This is a genomic window from Parabacteroides sp. AF18-52 (genome assembly GCF_003479145.1).
Lineage (GTDB): Bacteria > Bacteroidota > Bacteroidia > Bacteroidales > Tannerellaceae > Parabacteroides > Parabacteroides faecis.
Genome location: NZ_QUGR01000012.1, coordinates 151,124 through 157,184 on the forward strand (window position 1 = coordinate 151,124; position 6,061 = coordinate 157,184).

The following is a 6,061-nucleotide window of genomic DNA, read 5'->3' on the forward strand; positions in this document are numbered from 1 at the left end:
ACCTCGCAATACTAGGTATGTGTTTTTACGATATTGCGGTTGTTCATTACTTTTTCCGCTTTACTCTGTTTTAGTTGTTCTTTTCTTTTTAGAAAGAAACTCGCTATAAACTATTGCTTTTCTCCCGATATTTTATATCTTTAGTCCTGACTTAGTAAAGCCATCCTCTACACCTCGGCAGACCACGGTGTACACTTTATCCGATTATCCTATACACCATAATCGACTATCCTGTACAGGCTGATATTACCGGATTGTAACCTTTGATATAGAAGGTGGTAAGCTATGATATAACTAGTAGTAATATTAAATCTAAAAGAAAGGGAACCGCATGGCTGTAAAGTACAAACTCACGAAAATCAATGACAATATTACCAATAAAGAGCAGGTGAAGTACTCAGTAACCACCGTAAGCAACGGTAATGTTAATCTCGACGCCCTGGCAGAACAGATGGCCGATGCCAGCACCTTCAACTATGGAGAAGTGAAAGGAATGATCGAAAACCTGACCCGTATGATCGCATTTCATCTGAAAGATGGCTATACCGTTACAATAGACGGTTTGGGTACGTTCAGTATCACCGCCCAACCGAACCGGGAAGTGGAAGTTCCTTCTAAAATACGTGCCGAATCGATCAAATTGAAAAGTATCAGCTTTAAACCCAGTCCGAAACTAAAAGAAAAGCTGAGTGGTATTGAATTCACGAAGCTGAAATAATCGTTTATACATAAAGTTTTGGGAAAGTATTTGTTATTTGTCATATTTTCCTGTAATTATATGTTCTTGAGCGGAATATACAATTGCAAATGCCTTGTTCGTTTGCAATTGTATTTGTCATCTGTCATATGGAATTGTTGCACTTATAGATCTAAGAATGAAAATTACACAAATAAAAGGCGATGGTAAGTCGTTGAAAAATATAGAATTATCAGCGGTGATGGCTGCCATTGAGTCCGGTGAACAAAGCCGGGAAGTAAATTACCTGCGGGAATTATTATCTTCATCAATGCCTTGCGACAGGAATATACATGCAGATAAAATACCGGTATTGCTGTTTGCCGCGGTATTCCGGGGAAAACAAAGTAATCAGGAGTTTCAGGCTTATAACGGATTGGTCCTGGTGGAAGTCGACCGCTTGGCTGATCGGCAGGAGGTATTGAAAATGAAAGCATTGGCTTCGCAGGCTCCGCAAACGCTGGCTGCTTTTGCCGGTTCAAGCGGAAAGAGCGTAAAAATTCTGATACCTTTCGTTTTGCCGGACGGCTCACTGCCGCAGACAAAAGAACTGGCTGAATATTTTCATGCGGCAGCTTATCGGCGTGCGGTGAATTATTTCCAGGCTCAGTTGAATCGGAATATAGAACAGAAAAAACCGGTACTGGATCAGGGTTGTCGGCATTCGTATGATCCGGAGCTGTATTATAATCCTCAGGCTATCCCACTTACACAAGAGCAACCTTTACAAATGCCAGCTGAAGCGACTTACCGGGAAATGGTCGGAGAATATGAAGATCCTTTGCTGCGTATGATGCCGGGTTACGACCGTAGTCGTATCATTTCCCGTTTTTATAATGCCTGTATGCAGGACGCTTTGGATAAAACGGGGGGATTGGATGAGGGAAAAGAGCTCAGGCCTTTTCTTGTCAGGTTGGCCGAAAACTGTTTTCATTCCGGTATTCCCGAAGAAGATGCCGTACGCTGGACAATGGTTTATCAATATTTGTCTATTTTTGAAGAAGAGGTAAGGGATATGATTCATACGACTTATCAGTTGTCGAATAATTTCGGAAAGAAGCCGGTTGTTGCTCCCGAGCAATTATTGTCTGTGAAAACGAATGAGTTTATGAAGCGCCGTTACGAGTTTCGACGGAATATGCTGTCCGGTGAGGTGGAGTTTCGGGCAAGAGGGTCCTTTTATATTCATTTTGCCCCGGTTACCGAAACGGTGTTGAACAGTATCGGGCTTAACGCACAAGCGGAAGAGTTGCCTTTATGGGACAGGGATGTGAAACGTTATATCTATTCAGACCGGGTTCCGGTTTTCTATCCGCTGGAAGATTTTCTGGATTATCTGCCGATCTGGGATGGTAAAGATCACATCCGGGCATTGGCAGATACGTTACCGACAGATAATCCGGCGTGGCGTAATCTGTTTTATATCTGGTTTTTGAGTATGGTGGCACATTGGCGTCGGCGCGATCATTTGCATGCTAATAGTTCGTTGCCTTTGCTGGTCGGTCCACAGGGATGCGGCAAATCGACATGGTGCCGGAATTTGTTGCCGCCAACTTTACGTATGTATTATACGGATAGTATCGATTTTGGAAATAAACGTGATGCGGAGTTACTGCTTACTCGCTTTGCGCTGATAAACATTGATGAGTTCGACTCGGTCAGTTCCGGTTATCAGAGTTTCCTGAAGCATGTGCTTCAGAAGCCGGTAGTGAATGCCCGGCAGCCTTATAAACGAAGTGTTCAGGCTTTACATCGTTATGCCTCGTTTATCGCGACCTGCAATAATTATGATTTGTTGACCGATCCGACCGGAAGCCGACGTTTTATCTGTATCGACATAACGGGGACGATCGACAATACCGCTTCAATTAATTACGAGCAGCTTTATGCACAGGCTTCTGCTGCTTTAGCGGCTGGCGAACGTTATTGGTTTACTTCGGAAGAGGAGTTTTCAACGACAAAAAACAACGAGGCTTTTCAGCAACTTCCGGTAGAAGAGCAGTTATTCCTGCAGTATTTTCGTGCGCCATATCCCGAGGAGGTTTGTGAAAGTCTTTCTGCTATTGAAATTCTTCAATATCTGCAAGCTAAAAGTGGAGTGAAGTTGGGAAACAAGCGGTTGACTTACTTCGGTCGTCTATTGCAGAAAAATAAAAAACCTTCGCGGCGTACCATGAAAGGAACGTGTTATTCAGTTGTAAAGAATGAATGATGTATGACAGATGACAAACGGTATTGCAAATGAATAAGGTGTTTGCAATGCCGTAAATTATTGTAATATAGCTTTGTATGGTTCAATATTGCAAATAACAAATAAAATAATAAAACTTTGTGTATGAAAGAAGTTGGAGATGAAAATGTCTTTATAGCTCATGTCCGGAAGGATGAAGAATCTTTCAAAATTCAAACATTGCAGGAGCATTTGACAGGGACATCCGTATTCAGTGAATCTTTTGCATCTGTATTTGGTGCTTCCGGCTGGGGAAAACAGGCCGGGTTATGGCACGATCTGGGAAAGTATACTACAGAAGATTTTCAGCCGTATATTCGTAATGCATCGGGAATGACCGGAGAGAGTAAGAAGCCGATGAATAAACCGGATCATTCGACAGCGGGAGCTATCTGGGCGAAAATGAAATTGCCGCATTGTTATCCTCCGTTGTCCTATTGTATTGCCGGGCATCATTCAGGTTTACTGGATTGGGTTTCGGGCGGAGATGCGAATATGAGTCGGCGTTATCAAAAGGAGTCGTGCTGCGGGGAGATGCGAAAGGATGCTCCGGTGGAAGTGCTGGAAGAATTGCTGCCTTTGGAAGCTCCGGCATTGAGTGATCCGGAAAAAGAGTTTCATCTGTGGATACGTATGTTGTTTTCTTGTCTGGTGGATGCCGACTATTTGGATACGGAGCAATTTATGATGCCTGACCAAGCAGAGCGAAGAGGTAAGTACGATAGTTTGCAAGAGCTGAAAATATGTTTTGATAAATACATGGAAGAGTTGTCGGTGAATGCTCCCTCTTCTTTTATCAATGAAAAGAGAGCATCTATTTTGTCGCGTTGTCGGGAGAAAGCTAAAGATATCCCCGGCTTTTTCAGTCTGACGGTACCTACGGGGGGAGGAAAGACGTTGGCTTCGATGGCCTGGGCTTTAGATCATGCGGTTCGTTATAAAAAGGATCGTATCATAGTCGTTATCCCTTACACCAGCATCATTGTGCAAACGGCAGCCGTATTACGCAAAATCTTCGGAGAAGAAAATGTGGTGGAACATCATAGTAATCTGCAAGTGGATCGGCAGGATGAACGGTCGGCTTCTTTGTTGGCGACAGAAAACTGGGATGCTCCTATTGTTGTAACCACCAATGTACAGTTCTTCGAGTCATTATATGCCTGTAGAAGTTCGCGGTGTCGTAAGCTCCATAATATCTGTAATTCTATCGTTATTTTGGATGAGGCACAGATGTTACCGGTCGAATTTCTACGACCGGTGTTGGATGTATTACAAGGTTTGCAATCGGCTTTCAATGTGAGTATTCTGTTTACTACCGCTACGTTGCCTGTATTTAGTGGTCGTATCGGTACGGGGCAAGATGCTTTTAACGGGTTGAAGAGTCAGGTTGAGGAAATAACTTCTGCCCATGAAAATCTGTTCGAAGCTTTTAAGCGTGTGGAATTACACTGGCCGGAGTCGACAACGACTTTCGATGATCTGGCCGACGAACTGACCGGCTACGAATGTGTGCTCTGTATCGTTAATACCCGTAAGGAAGCTCGGGAGCTTTATCAAAGGATGCCAAAAGGAACTTTACACTTGTCCCGTATGATGTGTTCCGCACATATAATGAAGGTGATCAAATTGATAAAAGAAAAGCTGAAGAACAATGAGCCTGTCAGGGTGATTAGCACGCAGCTGGTGGAAGCCGGTGTAGATATCGATTTTCCTGTGGTATACCGGGCTTTTGCCGGATTGGATTCTGTCATACAGGCGGCAGGCCGGTGTAATAGGGAAGGTAAACTGAATCATGTGGGTCAATTAGGTCAGGTTTTTGTCTTTAATTTAGAGAATACTCTTTTACGTGGTCTGATGGGGAAGGGAGCTACTGCCTTGAGAGAACTGCTTCGGATGTCTGATCGTACGGATTTGTTTGATCCGGCTGTTATGGCTCGTTATTTTACGCTCTTTTATGGTGGTTGTAATACCTTTGATAAAGCAGATATAAAAGGTTTGTTATATAAAGGTTTTGCAGAAATGAACTTTATGTTTGCAACTGCTGCCGAGAAGTTCTGCCTGATTGATGATAAGAACTCTGTTTCCATCCTGGTCAATTATGGTGATGGTGCAGCTCTTATTAGAGAATTGAAAGAGAAAGGTCCGGAATTTTGGCTATTACGCAAGTTACAGCAATATAGTGTATCTGTGAAAAAGTGGGACTTTGATGAGCTGGTACGGAGTGGTAAGGTTATCGAATATTCAGGCGTTTTCATTTTGGAGGATCCGAGTAGCTATGATCCGCAGGCAGGACTGGTATTGGATGGGGCTTGGGCGGAAGAACTGTTGCTGATAGAATAAAATTAGGGCGATTGTGTAAATGGGATTGGATTTCTCTGCGAGAACCTTCTCGCAGAGAAATCTATATACCTGCATGAGGTACGACCTACCTCGCGTATCTTACGATCGTATTAGACAAAGTTGCAATCCACGTACCTACATAAGGTACGACTCATGCGTAAGAACCTGCTTTCCAAAATACTATGTTTCAACCCATGTACCTATATAAGGTACGACGACAAGATCGGCCACGCTGTACTCGACTTACAGATTTCAACCCACGTACCCGTGAAGGATACGACGAGCGGCTGTAGAAAAGGCACTTTACGGAATATGGTTTCAATCCACGTACCCGTAAAGGATACGACTTGCTCCAACGATTGCTGTAATCTTCTTTTCTGGTTTCAATCCACGTACCCGTAAAGAATACGACCTTTGCGAAAAACTCACTCTTATTTGATATCCCGGTTTCAATCCACGTACCTATATAAGGTACGACGTTCCGAAGACTTAGAAGCACCAACAGAAATATTTGTTTCAACCCACGTACCTATATAAGGTACGACTCATAGTTGTCAATCTCATCTATAGACGACAGAGTTTCAACCCACGTACCTATATAAGGTACGACAGGATAGTATTGATGATATGGCTTGCGCTTGTGTTTCAACACACGTACCTATATAAGGTACGACCAATGACGGAGGGGGCGTAAAGTAAACTGTGTCATGCGCTGTTTTTCTTTCAAGCTCATCGGTCGGGGATCGGCCAGCGCC

Annotated in this window: 3 protein-coding genes; all 3 read left to right on the top strand. The window is 43.4% G+C overall.

Annotation, left to right across the window (positions count from 1 at the left end):
- Positions 1–331 precede the first annotated feature (331 nt).
- The 3 genes from DWX23_RS18600 to cas3 all read left to right on the top strand — a co-directional run bounded on the left by DWX23_RS18600 (position 332) and on the right by cas3 (position 5,306).
- Positions 332–718, top strand: a complete 387-nt coding sequence (locus DWX23_RS18600) for an HU family DNA-binding protein (RefSeq protein WP_122352325.1) — start codon at positions 332–334, stop codon at positions 716–718.
- Between the two features lie 157 nt (positions 719–875).
- Positions 876–2,948 carry a BT4734/BF3469 family protein gene (locus DWX23_RS18605; RefSeq protein WP_122375540.1) on the top strand — a complete coding sequence of 691 codons (2,073 nt, stop codon included), beginning with the start codon at positions 876–878 and terminating at the stop codon, positions 2,946–2,948.
- Between the two features lie 123 nt (positions 2,949–3,071).
- Entirely contained in the window at positions 3,072–5,306 is a 2,235-nt protein-coding gene (gene cas3 / locus DWX23_RS18610; protein WP_122375541.1) for a CRISPR-associated helicase Cas3', read from the top strand.
- The last annotated feature ends 755 nt before the right edge of the window (positions 5,307–6,061 follow it).